16 protein-coding genes are annotated in these 14,455 nt (G+C 49.5%); 6 read left to right on the top strand and 10 right to left on the bottom strand.

Translation table 11 applies throughout. The annotated features are described in order from the left end of the window. Window positions 1-8 precede the first annotated feature (8 nt). On the bottom strand, window positions 9-653 hold the full coding sequence (locus tag EHS89_RS18605) for a transglutaminase-like cysteine peptidase (RefSeq protein WP_170167550.1): 645 nt from the start codon (window positions 651-653) through the stop codon (window positions 9-11). Between the two features lie 357 nt (window positions 654-1,010). Here EHS89_RS18605 and dbpA point away from each other — a divergent pair, with 357 nt between their 5' ends. Genes dbpA through EHS89_RS18590 form a run of 3 tightly spaced genes read left to right on the top strand, consistent with a single transcriptional unit; the run spans window position 1,011 to window position 2,940 of the window. Further along, entirely contained in the window at window positions 1,011-2,393 is a 1,383-nt protein-coding gene (dbpA, locus tag EHS89_RS18600) for an ATP-dependent RNA helicase DbpA (protein WP_124927677.1), read from the top strand. Between the two features lie 34 nt (window positions 2,394-2,427). Continuing rightward, a complete protein-coding gene (locus tag EHS89_RS18595) occupies window positions 2,428-2,706 on the top strand; it encodes a peptidylprolyl isomerase (protein WP_124927676.1) in 279 nt (92 codons plus the stop codon). Window positions 2,707-2,754: 48 nt separating this feature from the next. Beyond that, on the top strand, window positions 2,755-2,940 hold the full coding sequence (locus EHS89_RS18590) for a hypothetical protein (protein ID WP_124927675.1): 186 nt from the start codon (window positions 2,755-2,757) through the stop codon (window positions 2,938-2,940). 268 nt (window positions 2,941-3,208) lie between these two features. Here the strand turns inward: EHS89_RS18590 and EHS89_RS18585 are convergent, their stop codons facing one another. From EHS89_RS18585 to EHS89_RS18555, 7 genes are all read right to left on the bottom strand, one after another. Continuing rightward, window positions 3,209-3,595, bottom strand: coding sequence for a hypothetical protein (locus tag EHS89_RS18585; RefSeq protein ID WP_124927674.1), 387 nt, complete (start codon window positions 3,593-3,595; stop codon window positions 3,209-3,211). A 93-nt stretch (window positions 3,596-3,688) separates the two neighbouring features. Next, entirely contained in the window at window positions 3,689-4,672 is a 984-nt protein-coding gene (locus EHS89_RS18580) for a hypothetical protein (RefSeq protein ID WP_124927673.1), read from the bottom strand. Between the two features lie 525 nt (window positions 4,673-5,197). Then, window positions 5,198-5,434, bottom strand: coding sequence for a DUF1272 domain-containing protein (locus tag EHS89_RS18575; RefSeq protein WP_124927672.1), 237 nt, complete (start codon window positions 5,432-5,434; stop codon window positions 5,198-5,200). Between the two features lie 409 nt (window positions 5,435-5,843). Beyond that, window positions 5,844-6,437 (bottom strand): uracil-DNA glycosylase family protein, encoded by a 594-nt coding sequence (locus tag EHS89_RS18570; RefSeq protein WP_124927671.1) that lies wholly within the window; start codon window positions 6,435-6,437, stop codon window positions 5,844-5,846. After that, window positions 6,424-7,629, bottom strand: coding sequence for a methyltransferase (locus EHS89_RS18565; RefSeq protein ID WP_124927670.1), 1,206 nt, complete (start codon window positions 7,627-7,629; stop codon window positions 6,424-6,426). Before EHS89_RS18565 ends, EHS89_RS18570 begins: the two co-directional genes overlap by 14 nt. A gap of 9 nt (window positions 7,630-7,638) precedes the next feature. Continuing rightward, window positions 7,639-8,091: a hypothetical protein gene (locus EHS89_RS18560; protein ID WP_124927669.1), complete on the bottom strand. Its 453-nt coding sequence runs from the start codon at window positions 8,089-8,091 to the stop codon at window positions 7,639-7,641. 9 nt (window positions 8,092-8,100) lie between these two features. Further along, a complete protein-coding gene (locus EHS89_RS18555; RefSeq protein ID WP_124927668.1) occupies window positions 8,101-9,414 on the bottom strand; it encodes an HD domain-containing phosphohydrolase in 1,314 nt (437 codons plus the stop codon). Window positions 9,415-9,730: 316 nt separating this feature from the next. Here EHS89_RS18555 and EHS89_RS18550 point away from each other — a divergent pair, with 316 nt between their 5' ends. Next, complete coding sequence (locus EHS89_RS18550) at window positions 9,731-9,970, top strand: Rho-binding antiterminator (RefSeq protein WP_124927667.1); 240 nt, start codon at window positions 9,731-9,733, stop codon at window positions 9,968-9,970. 70 nt (window positions 9,971-10,040) lie between these two features. On the opposite strand, the gene EHS89_RS18545 is transcribed toward EHS89_RS18550, so the two are convergent. After that, the gene (locus tag EHS89_RS18545) at window positions 10,041-10,919 is read right to left on the bottom strand and encodes a LysR family transcriptional regulator (RefSeq protein ID WP_124927666.1); all 879 of its coding nucleotides are present in this window, start codon (window positions 10,917-10,919) and stop codon (window positions 10,041-10,043) included. A gap of 232 nt (window positions 10,920-11,151) precedes the next feature. Here EHS89_RS18545 and EHS89_RS18540 point away from each other — a divergent pair, with 232 nt between their 5' ends. Beyond that, window positions 11,152-11,601 (top strand): acyl-CoA thioesterase, encoded by a 450-nt coding sequence (locus EHS89_RS18540; RefSeq protein ID WP_124927665.1) that lies wholly within the window; start codon window positions 11,152-11,154, stop codon window positions 11,599-11,601. Window positions 11,602-11,757: 156 nt separating this feature from the next. On the opposite strand, the gene EHS89_RS18535 is transcribed toward EHS89_RS18540, so the two are convergent. Beyond that, window positions 11,758-13,080, bottom strand: a complete 1,323-nt coding sequence (locus EHS89_RS18535; RefSeq protein WP_124927664.1) for a Na+/H+ antiporter family protein — start codon at window positions 13,078-13,080, stop codon at window positions 11,758-11,760. A 316-nt stretch (window positions 13,081-13,396) separates the two neighbouring features. On the opposite strand from EHS89_RS18535, the gene EHS89_RS18530 reads away from it, so the two are divergent. After that, window positions 13,397-14,446, top strand: a complete 1,050-nt coding sequence (locus EHS89_RS18530; protein WP_124927663.1) for a methyltransferase domain-containing protein — start codon at window positions 13,397-13,399, stop codon at window positions 14,444-14,446. Window positions 14,447-14,455: the final 9 nt, after the last annotated feature.

Raw genomic sequence — 14,455 nt, 5'->3', positions numbered from 1 at the left:
TTATAGGCTTAGCGTAACGCCAGCCACTCTCTGCCAGCTGATTGCTGACTTAAAACCCGCTGCCACTGCCCTGTATTCAACGGAGTAGAAGAACGAACCTTGCTCTGCCAGCCATCCATAAACCAAACAGAATTCCGATCGAAACTATACAACGGCTTAAAATCCGTGCGTTTAGAGGCAACTGTGGGAGTCAGTGTCAGGTTATCCAGTAACAGAGGTTCAGCACCAGAGTCCGGTTGATACTGCAATAACACATGATACAGCCCTGTTTCAGGTAGACGACCATAAACCAGCTTCAATGAAGCTTCCGGTACACCCAACGCCAGCAAACCGAAGAACTTAGCGATGGCGAAATCCTCACAATCCCCTCGTCCCAACCGGAAAAACTCATCCGGTGACAGCCAGTAGTCGGTCATTCCCTGTTCAATTCGATCCGGGCTATATGTCACCTGATTTACAAACTCATCCACTAGACGAAGTTTTTCAGCTGTATTTAATTGCCCCGCCGGGGTTTCCAGCAGAGCCTGCCAACGCTGGTAGAGATGATCATCGGGAGCCGGCGAAAACAGAGCGAAAGCAAAGACAGGCTGGCAGCAAAAAATACCGAACAGCACTAATAACCGCAGAGGTTTTTGCCCTATCGTTGCTGGCAAAAAAGACAATCGCGACAAACAAAGTCGCAACAGTAGTGTTCGTAAAAACAGTAATAGAAACAAAGCCGACTCATCCGAATTAGCAGAGATCATCCCCGAAAGGATGAGTCATCAGCTAGCCATGACTACACGTGTTACTAGCAACACTCTCAGCATCCTTAGAAGCCCAAAGCGGTATCAATCAACACGTCACTTATAGATGATCCGTATCTAATAAAGACCCTGTTTCCATTCGAGTCAGATAATACACTTCGGCTATTATCCCTTCAGCTTTAAAGAAACTTAACCGCTACCCCGGTGTTCATTACTCATTTCAGGTATAATCGCGGCAATTCAACTCTTACCTCCGAGTACACCGTGACCGATACCTCTTTTTCCTCGTTAAATCTGCCTACTTCTATGCTCAGCAATCTGTCTGATCTGGGCTATAACGAGATGACGCCGATTCAGGCTCAAAGCCTGCCCTTCGCGCTAGAAGGCAAAGACCTGATCGCCAAAGCCAAAACCGGTAGCGGTAAAACCGCCGCTTTTGCTATTGGCCTGCTGCTGAACCTCAACCAGCGAGACTTCGGTACTCAGGCACTGGTGCTTTGTCCTACCCGGGAGCTCAGTACTCAGGTAGCAAAAGAGATTCGCCGTCTGGCGCGTTTTAAGAACAACATCAAGGTCGTCACTCTGTCCGGCGGGCAGCCTGTCGGTCCTCAAATCGGTTCTCTAGAACATGGCGCACATATCATTGTTGGTACGCCGGGACGGATTCAGGACCTGATTCGTAAAGGTAAACTGCATCTGGAACGTTGTACTACCGTGGTACTGGATGAAGCCGACCGCATGCTGGATATGGGTTTCTATGAGCAGATCGAAGGCATCATCGACTACACCCCAAAAAAACGTCAGACGCTGCTGTTCTCTGCGACTTACCCGGAAGGGATTCAAAAGCTGAGTGCCGACCTGCAAACAGATCCGATCGAAGTCACGGTTGAATCACTACACAACACCAGTCAGATTGAGCAGATCTTCTATCCGTTAGAACGGACCAAGAAGCCCGAAGCACTATCCCGCCTGCTAAGCCACCATCAGCCGGAATCTGCGGTTATCTTCTGCAACACTAAAGACCAGTGTCGTGAAGTATCTGACCACCTGCGTAATGAAGGCTACTTTGCCGCCGCCCTGCATGGCGACTTGGATCAGCGTGAGCGTGATCAGGTATTAGTACAGTTTTCCAACCGTAGTAACACAATCCTGATCGCGACCGACGTTGCGGCCCGGGGCCTTGATATTGATGATCTGGAAGTGGTTATCAACTACGACCTGCCACGTGACCCTGAGATCTACATCCACCGTATTGGCCGTACTGGCCGGGCGGGCAAAGAAGGTCTGGCCCTGAGTATCTACCGGGACTCTGAAGACTATAAACTGGAAGCAATCAGCGAATACCAGAGCCTCAGCCTGCACACAGAATCACTTAGCAGCCTGAAGAAGATCAGCTCCGAAGAGCCGACTAAGCCAGCCATGCGAACTCTATGCATAGCCGGTGGTCGAAAAGATAAGATCCGCCCTGGTGATATCCTTGGAGCCATGACCGGTGAAGCCGGAATTGAGGGTAGCGTAGTCGGTAAAATAGATATCTATGATTTTGTTGCTTATGTAGCAGTACAACGTGATCAGGCCCGTAAAGCCCATGGTCGTTTAATTAACGGCAAGATCAAAGGTCGCCGTTTTAAAGTAAGAATTCTGTAAACAGGTTATACTGCGCATATCTGGAGTGGGTAACATGGCTGTAGCATCTGCACGGCATATTCTGGTAAAAACAAAAGAAGAAGCTGAAAAACTAAAGCAGCGACTGGCCAAAGGGGAAGATTTTGCTAAGCTGGCAAAAAAGCATTCCCTCTGTAACTCAGCCAAACGCGGCGGCGAACTGGGCGAGATCCGCCCCGGCGCCATGGTAAAAGCATTCGACAATGTCGTCTTCAAAAAGAAAGTATTAGAGATCCACGGGCCGGTGAAAACTAAATTTGGTTTTCACCTTATTCAAACCATCTATCGCACCTAGTTGCTGAAAACGATGCAGTTAACACTGCACACTGAGGAGGTAGTTCCTATGAAACCTGCAAAAAAACAGCACCCAAAGTTTATCGAAGCGATGCAGAAGCTATCTGCAATGGATGAAGAGGAGCGTCTTTCCGAAGAGAATAAAGACCTGTTCGATCAGGCTATCGCCTACGCACCACTCGAAGCACAACCGGCACTGGTAGCCATTCAAAAGAAATACGAAGAGCTACACTAACAACCGCGGCTAGAAATAGCTGAAGTGCAAAAAAGAAAAGAGAGCCTGATGGCTCTCTTTTTTGTTGTTCGTTATTCGTTTATATCTGAATAGGCTCCAGTTATGGTTTTCTACCTCACCTAAGTGCGGCCTATTCAGATGTTGGCATCGCTACGCTTGCCTCTCATGGGCTTTGCCCATGGGTGAGTAGTTGTTTGCTTTGTAGGCTTTAACGCCTCAAGCAGAGGCACGCGTTAGCGTGTCCTTGCTTGTGCGCCTTGTTAGACGCTTATTCTATGATCCATTTGAATGTCACAATTAAAGTTCCTAGCATAAGCCCAATGAACCAGATTGTGAAAAAAACTGAACCATGCCACTCAAAGCCTTTAGCTAGTAAATAGTCAGTTTTTTTAAGGATGCTCGATTCTCTTCCAGGATGCTCTTTCAAGTTTCGGTAACTAAAAACAACAAACGAAACTCCAGTCATCCAGAACATTAATAATATGGAGGACTTAAAGCCTATAGGCTTACCATCAAAAGAAACACTGGTATTCATGCCTGATGGTTCAAGAAATATGAACCAGAGCACTCCCCAACCTAATATGGTTGAGGCCAAAATAATAAAACGATATCTATTTATCGGCTTTATCAGTCTGTTGATCAGTTTGGGTGTCATAAGGTGAACAGCTAACGCTTCACATCAGCTGCCCTAAAAGCGAGGATAGCTTTTTGGGCCGGCTGGATGTAATTGTTAGACGGTATGGCATTCCTAATACACAGCAAGGGGAGTGATTTGAACCTCCCAACGACCCTGGTTGCGGTTCAGAGGCTGCCAAATTTCTCCGTAAATATGGAGCGGAACTTCGCCTCCAATAGACTGGAGATAATTGCCGGCGACGGAAGGTTCAATCTTAGACTTCGGCAAAAGAAAAGAAACGTGCACAGCATGACCGGACTGCTCAGTGTAGGAACTGACAGGGTGGGTGTACATGCATTTGTAGAAGTCGTTACCTTCGTCTGAGATCAGAAACGAGCCCTCTACTAGTACCCATCCGGTCGCCCGCTCAAGTGTACTCAAAGCTTGTTCGGCAGCTCTTTCCTTAAGTGCCACCTCAGTCTTTTCCCTCTCTTCAGGCAGCACGGATAGCGAGAACTGCTGACTCAACTTATCCACCAAATTATCGAACTCCTCCAGTTCAGAGAGCTCAACCTCGCTTAACTCCATACCTAGCTCGACTTGATCACTCTTGATCGTTTCTCTCTGGTATCGAAGAAACATTCCATTAAGTGACGTTTCTGGCAACCGAATCGTGCTGATCCACTTTGTCAGATCCTTCCCACCGGCCTTTGCCTCAATCACTTGCGGCAGTTTACCGCTGACATCGCCTGACACTTCGCTGGCGATTTCACGGACCAAGCTGTCAACCGTTGGCTCGCGAAAGTAGTCGTTGTAGAAACTAGAGATCCGGTCGCGATCTGCGAAGTGGAACGACACATTCGGAATTTTTAAAAGTCGATCCCTCTTCTCTGCGAGAAGTCGCTTATGCCGATCGGGCCCCCTGATATCAGCTACCGCTTCACTCAGCGCACTTAGTCGCTCGTCGAATTTAATCTCAAGATCACCAACGGTGCGCTTCTTGGACGCCCTAATGAAACGCTCTAGTGAACGGCGAAGCATGAGAATCACAACGAAAACGAGCACAGGCCAAATGAAGGTCGAGACAATCTCGACAACTTGAATTAGATCGGACATATCTCCCGGCCCTCCTAGTGCCGTCTAACAACTTTAATATTGAGCCCATGCAAGGTAGACAAGCTTGTAAGCTTCAGGACCTTGCAAGGTATCATCGGTAAAAAGAGAAAAGCTAAAGACAGCTAATACATTCTCGTCCACTAAAAATGAGAAGGCTCATTGATCAATTTATATAGCATAGCTATACGTATCCATTTACTTGAGTGTGCCTGAAAGATCAGTTCCAGACAATTGATCTGAACCAGCAGAATGGCGCGGACTAACTTTCCCCTTCTGTGCAGCCGAGCATTGCAGCTTAGAAACGGATAAAGCGAGGACTGTTTGAGGCCGAACTTTGGCCGAGTTCCGCAGCACCCATTGATTTATGAAACGCGCAGGGAAGTCGGCGTAGCCGACCCAGCAGCATGGGCGGCCTTTAGATTGTTAAGACTTTTGGCCGCGCAAAAGTCTTGACTCGCCAAAGGGCGAAACACGGAGTATTGGGTCACTACGGCAAACAGCAATGAATCGGCGCAGGATGCGCCTTCAGCAGCCCCCTTCCTTAAGAACCCTCTCAGTAGAAGGCGGATTATTAACCAAAGCAGCCTCCGGCCGAATAGGCCGCTGCACAAGATTCCCCGAACAATTAGGACAAACATGCCTCAACAGATTCTCAGAACAATCTGAACAAAAGGTACACTCAAAAGTACAGATAACCGCTTCTGTCGATTCCGGCGGCAGATCTTTATCACAACACTCGCAGTTTGGTCTTAATTCCAACATAACACTCTCCTAATCAAACCAGACTGAATCAAGCAAACTCAATCCCTGATACTGCCTCAAAGAACAGAATCAGACAATTAATCAGAATCCAGCAGAATGGCACGGACTAAAGATCCCCCTTCTGTTCAGCCGAGCACATCGTGCCCTTTGGGTATTGGAAGTTTTAAATGGATAAAGGGCGAGGACTGTTTGAAGACGCGAAGCGGCTGCTTCTTTGCCTAAGAGAGGGCAGACCCCATTTGAAACTGAAACGCGCAGGGAAGTCGGCGAAGCCGACCCAGCAGTGGGGCGGCCTTTAGATTGTTAAGACTTTTGGCCGCGCAAAAGTCACTCTCTGTTTACGAGAAGCGCTCAGCGAGAGCGGAACAAAAAGTAATGGATCACTACGACAACTGTAAAAAGGCCAAAACTAAAGGGATAAAACCCGCTTAACCTCCCCCTGCAACACCGGCACCAGCTCCTCCTCAAACCAGGGATTCCTCTTCAACCAGATATTATTCCGCGGACTAGGATGCGGCATAGGAAACTGCTTCAACACCTGATCCCCCTGACAATAATCCCGCCAGTTAGAAACTATCTCGGTTACAGAACCTTTCTCAGACAGATGCCAGGCCTGTGCATACTGACCAATCACTAACACCAACTCTAGCTCAGGCAAACGATCCAGCAGCAGCTGACGCCACTGGGGCGCACACTCTTTACGCGGGGGCAGATCACCGGACTTACCGGTACCCGGAAAACAAAACCCCATCGGTAGTATCGCTATCTGCTGCGCATCATAAAACGTCTGCCGATCGATCCCCATCCACTGCCTTAAACGATCACCACTGGGATCGTTAAAAGGGATACCGGTATCATGGACTTTACGTCCAGGAGCCTGTCCTGCGATCAGAATACGCGCCGTTGAACTGAACTGCAGTACCGGCCGCACACCATCGGTCAGATGCGCAGCACAGATAGTGCAGGCTTTAACCCGGGCAATTAACTGCTTATCTGACTCCATTAGCGGGCTCCATTAACCGGGCAGAGATCATTATATTCCTGGGGGTCATGTCACGTGAGCAGAAAGTGCCCAGACTCACCTGATAGCCCTGTCGTTCCAGTTCACAGCTCAGGTCCAGCACCAGCCAAAGTTCCAGCGCCCGACGAAAGCCATGACGCAGCACCTGCAGCCGCATCATGTCACGCTGACGCTGCCAGCCCAACGCTTCAAAACCGCTTGCATCAAAATCCCCCAGGGTTAGTCCGTCACGCTCGGCCAGTTCATGACAAAATCCGCTAAAACCCGATTGTAGCCAACGCTTATTAACCGGCTTAAAGGTGCGGTACTCAGCTTCACCCGGCTGTGTATAACGCCATTCACTGTAGCCCAGCTTCCAGGCCATCTCCCGGTCACGCTGCTTAATCTCCCGCTGCCCGGCGGTCACTGTTTCGGTTACCGCCAGGCGCAGATCATCCCGGTATAACTGTAACTTTAGCCCTTCAGTGCGGGGCTGGTATTGCTGCTCAACCCCGAGGGCATAGCAGCAAGGCACAATATCCAGTGCCGGCGAGCGCTGCGCGATAACCTGTTGGTGCAGGCGACGGTGCAGCTCACCACAGGCATGCAGGGCAACCGCATGATGCCCGGTAATAGACGGGGAGAAGTGCGGCGCTAATACGTCGGTTACCTGAAACTGTTGCGCTATAGATTGTCTGTCTGCCTGCTGTTGCCCCGCCTGACAAAGGGTTGGATTCCACTCCAGGGTTAATACGGGTTTACGCCAGTTCCGACCCAGCAAACGACCCAGATAGCCTTTACCACCGCACCACTCCAGTAAAGGTGATTTCACTTCGCCAATACGGCTGACAAACGCTTCTATCTGACTGCGTTTACGACCCGGCATACCATTAAAAAACCGGTTTTCAGGTGCTGCGTACTGCTGTGCGGGCAGTTCAGGTAGCGCAATTAGCTCCGCTAAATCCTTCAGCGCCGGCAGGTATCCTGAAAGCTGCTGCAACGCCCTATCCGGATCATCATTCAAGCGTTGCAGTTCAGATTCAGTTAGCCCCAGCAACCAGTCGGTCAGCTGTGGATAATCCTCACACCATTGGGGGCGACGCTGTTTGAAGGGCTGGGGGCGCCATAAATGAGCGCTATCACAAAGCAGTTGGTCCAGCTGATTCAGCCGGTGACGAAAAGAGGAATCATTCATGCCGCTAGTTTAATCGCCAGACCAGATCTGATAAACCGTCAAAAGCTCATCGGCCAGATTTATCCTGTCTAATTGCTCGGAATGTTGATCAATCAGATAACTGAGAAAACCGGTAATGAATTGTCGTTGCTGCCTATTACAAAGAACTAACAGCGCATTATCATTACCAAAGTCCGCCAGATGAAACAGAAACTGATCAAGATAAGGCTCATCATAGAGGCTGTTTAATGTCAGACGGATCAACGCCGGCATGTAATAACGTTTACCTTCGGCGGAACAGAAGCAGAGCGGATCCCAGCTCGGATGCCCAAGCTGATCCAGACCAATACTATCGCGATCATGGCCGATCAACGTCTGATCGTGCTCAGCACACTCATCACAATGTCTGAAGTCAGTGAAATGATCGGGCCTGGCCCCATTAAATACCTGGTACGCCCGTTCAATCCAATCGGTATCGGTCATTAACTGTACTTAACGCTGCTCGATAAACAGCTGGAAGAATTCAGCGAAATTAAATTCCAGGTCACGAATCCGGTCAATGGTTTCCTGATCCAGCTCTTCTCCGTGCCCCAATAACAGCACACCATCCTGACTGATCAGGTCGCGGGTCAGTACCATACCCGGTTGCAGATCGACACTGGTCACTATGCGATCCTGATACAGTTCGGTAACAGGTGCCAGCTCTGTCAGCGCCTTCTCTAACGCATCAACGGCTTGCTGGTTATAACGTTCTCCGGCTTTATTACGCAGGTAGTCCAGCGCTTCGGCGGTACTTGTCTGGCGTTCCAGATAGCGTCCACCAGTCAGCTCGGTGTAATCATTCAGCACCGCCAGGATCTGCGCCGCCAGCTCAATCTGCAGCGCTTTGAGACCCAGCGGGTAGCCACTGCCATCCAGATACTCTTTATGTTGGCGCACGATAGTTGCTGCCCTGTCCATCGGCCGGACAATCGCCATCGCGGCATAGGCATTGTCAGGGTGCCCCTGATACTCACGCTGTTCTTCAGCAGTCAGTTGCACATAAGGTGTCGCCAGAAGATAATCGTTAAAGCTCAGTTTACCCACATTACGTAGCATCCAGGCCATGGTCAGGTGCTTATGGTCCGCCTCATCCAAAGCACAGTTTTCAGCCATCAACGCCACCAGCTGATTCAAGTGCTGGTTCTGACCGCTGGCTTTCTGACCCATCCGGCGCAGCGACAGGTTGGATAACATGCGCACCATCTGACGATAGCCGCCGGATAGCTGCTCGTTAGCCTGCTGTAGTTGTTTGCGGGATTGTTTCGCCTGCGCTTCACTCATCTGCACCCGGCTGACAAGGCGCTTTTGTTGACGGGCAAAAGTACTGCGCTGGGTATCCAGGTCATGATGCAGATCGCAACGCAGATCAGATAGCTCCTGCTTCAGTCGGGCAACCCTGAGCGCCTGACGCATCCGGTAACCCAATATCTGGTTATCTGAAGGGAACTGAATATAGTGATGTACCAGCCCACCAGCCGCGACCTGACCTTCAGGCTCATACTGGCAGTCGGTGGTTAACAGAAATCCTTCCAGTTCCGGGTTGATCTGCTTGAGCTGCTGCAAATGATCCAGCGTAACAGACTCACTCTGACGCTGATCCAGCACGACAATATGCACATCCTGAGCACCGATAATAGCGACGGCCTGCTCGATTCCTGCTGCCGTCAGAATAGTGACCGGGTGATCCGCCAAAGCGGTTTGCAGGCTCGCTTCGGTATCAGCCTCCAGCCCGGCCAATAACACAACGATTGTTTCAGATTCCATACCTGATCCTTTGTCTCTTGCAGCCTGTTTCACATAGAAAGCCTGACCGCCAGACGTTTCCTATAAGCGGATAACACTTTTTTAGTTACCGTTTTGTCAGCACAGCTTTTGCTATTGTAGCCATGCTTCGGGCTGAAGGGATAACCAGAATGAGTACACCCAAAAAGCAGTGAAACGGCCACTGAAGATAAAACGCAGATCCACAGCCCGACTCATGCTCGGCTAGTAACCTGACCCACAGGCTGATCTACCGCAAAAACACGTCTCTGTGGCTATCTGCTATGGTGTAAGGCAAACGGAAAACAAGTGTGGTGCTATGAGCGAGTACAAGCCGATACAGTGTGAACTCCATGATGGATACGAACTTGCCTGCATGCGTAAGCTGATAGCTGAGGTGATCTGGCGTGATGATAGCGGTCATATACATCGGGAGAAACTACGCTATCTGGATATTGAGATCCACCGCGGCGAAGAATTTCTCATCGCAGATAATCGTGAAGGGCAGCAACGCAGACTCCGGCTTGATCGTATCGAGTCCATGCCTCCCAGTAGATAAGCTGCAATAAGCAGGTTGCTATATCCTGAGCATCTCAGGCAAGCGATCACGCTCCCTTTCAGACAGTCGTTCAAACGGCCTTTGCCAGTCCACGCCAGCTATCCTGTGCAGCAAAGGCGGTAAAGGTTTGCACCGTCTCCTGATCCGAATGCTGACGCCAGACACAGGCCACTGTTCGCACTAAGCCAAAGTCAACAATGGGGATACTCACCGTACCTTCTTCGGTTACCGTTTCGGCCAATATGGCGGCGGCCAGGTTATTCCGCACCATCGTCAGTGCCCATGAATCATTATCGGTGCGACAGGTAATATGCGGCTGTGCCTGCTCCGCCAAAAAAACCCGCTTGCCTTCATTTAATACTTCGCAATTTTTACGTAATACGAAGGGCAGACCATGCAGATCCGATAACCTGACACAGGTCCGGTTAGCCAGCTCATGCTGACGCGACACCATCAACTGAAAGCGCTCCTGATATAACGGCAGTTTAGTATCTGAGCTGTCTTCCCCGGATAATGAAGTTAACAACAGATCGACTTTGTTCTGCCCCATCTTATTCGCCAGCGCCAGCTTATTACCCGAATGCAGGTGCAATTCTATCTCCGGATAGCTGGTATGAAATTCATGCAGTAACTGATTAACCGGCGGCGTATTCAGGGTATCCAGCACACCGATACGCAACTGTCTTGGATGTTGCTCAGCCATCAGCTCACTCTTAGCGGCATTACATTCAGCCAGGATGGCAAAGGCACGATCCCTGAAACGACGGCCGGCAGGCGTCAGAGTCACCTGTTTATGGCTACGCCTGAGCAGCTCTACCCCCAGCTCCTGTTCCAGATTTTTAACCGCGGCTGACAGTGCTGGTTGAGTGACGAACATTTTCTCAGCGGCTTTAGTGAAGCTGCCGGTTTCCTGTACCGCCAGAAAGTAACGTATCTGTCTAATTTCCATCAACTTGTCTCCTGGGTATTGTCAAAAGAGCTACGCATATTCTGCTGCTTATACATCCCACTTCGACTGGATAGATAACAGCTTAAGATCAGCGATACCGATTGAGAAATCATATCTTTTCATTACAACTATAAATTAGATTTATAGAAAGAATAATAATTAAAAATTTCACTTATTCTTAATATTAATCCTTAATAGACCGGGTAGAACTTAAAAACGGTAAGAGGCCATTATGGGTAGTGAGATTCTGGAACGATTTCCGGTACAACTGGAGATACCCATTGCATGGGGTGAAATGGATGCCTTTCAGCACGTAAACAATCTGGTTTATCTGCGCTGGTTTGAAAGTGCCCGAATGGCTTATTTCGGCAACTGTGAATATCTGGACGTGATGAAAGAAAGCAGTATTGGCCCGATTTTAAGAGACAGCCGGATCCGCTACCGTATCCCGCTAACCTTTCCCGGCAACGTCATCTCAGCCACCCGGATTACGCGTCTGGAAGAAGATCGTTTTACCATGGAACACCTGGTCTGGAGCCCGGAACATAATGCCGTTGCAGCGGAAGGGGATGCGGTAGTGGTCTGCGTCGACTATGAGAAGAATTGCAAAGCCGCTGTACCACAGCGGTACCGGGATCTGATATTAGAAATGGAGCCGATACAGCCCGAAATTTTTGATTGATATTTAACAGTCAAAGCTGAAGATTAAGCATTAAGAGGCTTTAAACGCCGCTTCGATCAGCCTGTGGAACAACGCCTGCTGTTGTTCCATTTCTTAGCCTGAACACCCCGAATTAGCGGGAGTGTTCAGTGCATTTTTTCCTATCAAAATAACAGCTTAGAGAATCACCGCAGCGACCCAACCCGCCGCCAGTAACGGCAGATTGTAATGAACAAAAGTCGGTACCACGGTATCCCAGATATGGTTATGCTGACCATCAACATTGAGGCCCGAAGTTGGCCCCAGGGTTGAATCAGATGCAGGGGAACCGGCATCACCCAACGCTGCAGCGGTACCCACCAAGGCAACGATAGCCAGCGGCGTAAAGCCCAGCTCCATCGCCAACGGCACATAGATAGAAGCGATAATAGGGATAGTCGAAAACGATGAGCCGATGCCCATAGTTATCAACAAACCTACTAATAGCATAAGGAACGCCGCCAGCGCTTTGTTCTGACCGATAATCTCTACCGAGCTGCTGACTAGCGTTGCGATCTCTCCAGTCTCACGCAGCACCTGAGCAAAACCTCCCGCCGCGATCATAATAAAGCCGATCATTGCCATCATCTTCATGCCGTCGGTCAGCAGATCATCGGATTCATTCCAGCGCACGACTCCGGTCACCGAGAACAGGATGAAGCCCAGCAATGCCCCCATCACCATTGAGCCTGTGTATAACTGAGTAACAAAGGCAACGCCAATCGCCAGCAACGCTAACAGGATACGTTTACCATCGTATTGAATGGCCGCATGTTCTGTTGCCGCAATCTGATCAACATTATACTGACGCTTACCACGGTAGCTGATAAACACAGCGATCAGCAGACCTGATAGCATGCCAAGGGCAGGAATACCCATCGCTTCAATAACGCTGATGCCCGTCACATCCAGGCCGCTGGTAGTGATATTTTTCAGCAGAATCTCGTTCAGGAAGATACCGCCAAAGCCGACCGGTAAAAACATATATGGGGTTACCAGGCCAAACGTCAGTACACAGGCGACCAAACGACGGTCCAGCTGCATCTTACTCATCACTAACAGCAGTGGTGGAATCAGTAACGGAATAAAAGCGATATGGATAGGCATCACATTCTGGGAAGAGATCGCCACCAGCATAATCATCAGCAATAACAGGTTTTTTACCAACTCAACCCGTCGCGGATTATGTTCGCGCCCTAACATCAGAATAACTTTGTCGGCCAGAGCATGGGGCAGACCCGATTGGGAAATCGCCACCGCAAAGCCTCCTAACAAGGCATAGCTTAGGGCAACGCTGGCACCACCACCAATGCCGTCATTGAAGGCCGCGATTGAACCTTCAAGTCCTAAGCCGCCTGCCAAACCCGCCGCCATCGCACCGATTAACAGCGCCATTACCACATGGGTACGCAACAGGCTCAGCACCAACATAGTCAGAACCCCAACAATTACAGCATTCATAGTCGCTGTATACTCCCTGATCAGTTAGAAACAGGTCGCTTTATCTGCCTGTTTACTACCAAAGTCAATGTTTCCTATTGGAAATATTTGATGATATTTATTCATGGAAAGAGCTTGTCTAGAGTTCTGAAATCTGAGGTTTTTCCTACCTCCTTCCCCGGCATTTCAGGCAAAGTTTTCCAGTGATTTTATGTGGTGATCTAAGCGGAGAGTTAAAGGCTATTTTGTTAGACTAACAAGTCATTTCTAATACCTGCAGCCTTATGGTATTTATAACCCGCAATAACCCGACACTACGGCCAATGAGTAACCGACAATGCATGATCAAGTACAGGAATATTACGGTAAAACCCTGCAAGGCTCCGATGACCTTCAAACCAACGCTTGCTGCACCGACGAGGGTATGCCCGAATTCCTGAAACCTGTGCTTAGCAATATTCATGATGAAGTGATGATGCGCTATTACGGTTGTGGACTGGTTTGTCCTGAGCAGTTGCCGGGAATGAAAATACTGGACCTGGGTAGCGGTTCGGGCCGTGACTGTTATGCGCTGGCTCAATTGGTTGGTGAACAGGGATCGGTGGTCGGTGTAGACATGACCGACGAGCAATTGGATGTAGCCAACCGTCATATCGAGTATCACCGTGAAAAATTTGGTTTCGACAAAGCCAACACTACATTTAAGAAAGGCTATATTGAACAGCTGGATCAGTTGGGACTGGAAAATAACAGTTTCGATATTATTGTGTCTAACTGCGTCATTAACCTCTCCCCGGATAAAGAAGCGGTACTAAAGCAAGCTTACGACCTGCTTAAGCCCGGTGGTGAGATCTACTTCTCCGATGTTTACGCCGAGCGCCGTATTCCCGCGGAGCTGATTGATGATCCGGTGTTGTATGGGGAGTGCCTGAGCGGCGCTCTGTACTGGAACGACTTCCACAACCTTGCTAAAAAGGCGGGCTTTATCGACCCACGGTTGGTCGACGATCGGCCAATTACCATCGATAACCCAAAGATTAGCGAGCGCATTGGCCATATTAATTTCTTCTCCGCCACCTACCGCCTGTTCAAGCTACCGGAGCTTGAAAGCCATTGCGAAGACTACGGTCAGGCGGTGATCTACAAAGGGACGATAGAGCATAAGCCTCACACTTTTATTCTGGATAAGCACCATAGCATAGAGAAAGGTAAGGTCTTTCCTGTCTGCGGTAATACCTGGAAGATGTTGCACGACACCCGCTTTAAAGAGCACTTTGAATTTATCGGTAACTTCGATACCCACTACGGTATCTTCGATGGTTGCGGCACCAGCCTGCCGTTTGATCTGACAGCCTCTCAGGCTGACACGGGTGGGGGTTGCTGCTAATCCGTTTGC

Origin of the sequence: Amphritea balenae (assembly GCF_003858655.1) — a bacterium.
GTDB lineage: Bacteria > Pseudomonadota > Gammaproteobacteria > Pseudomonadales > Balneatricaceae > Amphritea > Amphritea balenae.
This window is presented reverse-complemented; position numbering and strand designations above follow the sequence as displayed.